This is a genomic window from Kitasatospora sp. MBT66 (assembly GCF_000710405.2).
GTDB classification, from domain to species: Bacteria; Actinomycetota; Actinomycetes; order Streptomycetales; family Streptomycetaceae; genus Kitasatospora; species Kitasatospora purpeofusca.
Window position 1 is genome coordinate 78101 of the sequence record NZ_JAIY01000014.1, and the last position, 381, is coordinate 78481.

Annotated in this window: 1 pseudogene; it reads left to right on the forward strand. The window is 80.6% G+C overall.

Going from position 1 to position 381, the window contains the following annotated elements:
* Window positions 1-381 (forward strand): annotated as a pseudogene (locus BI06_RS34885) (hypothetical protein); the annotation flags it as partial.

A 381-nucleotide genomic window follows, 5' to 3' on the forward strand; every position in this document is an offset into this window, starting at 1 on the left:
TACTCCAGGCGGTGGCGGCGCAGTTGGACGCGCGGCTGCCGGTGGGCGCCGTCACGGTCGCCGACGGCGTGCACGCGCGCCACACGGGTCCGGCGCCGGCCGAGGCGCTCGCCGCGGCCGACCGGGTCGCGGCGGACGGGGAGCCGGCCTTCGCCGTCTGTCCCGTCCCCCCCGCGGGATTCCGCCCCGCGGCGGGTGCCCGGCTGCTGGTGCTCGGCGGTGCGCGGGGCTCGGCCCGGCTGGTCACGGTCGACCGCGACGGCCTCCGGCTGCGCGGGACGGCGCTGCGGGTCGAGGCGGTCGCACTGGCCCGGGCCACGGCCCGGATCCTTCGGGCCCTGCCGCCCTACCCGGCCTTCGCACCGGCGGAGTTGGACGACT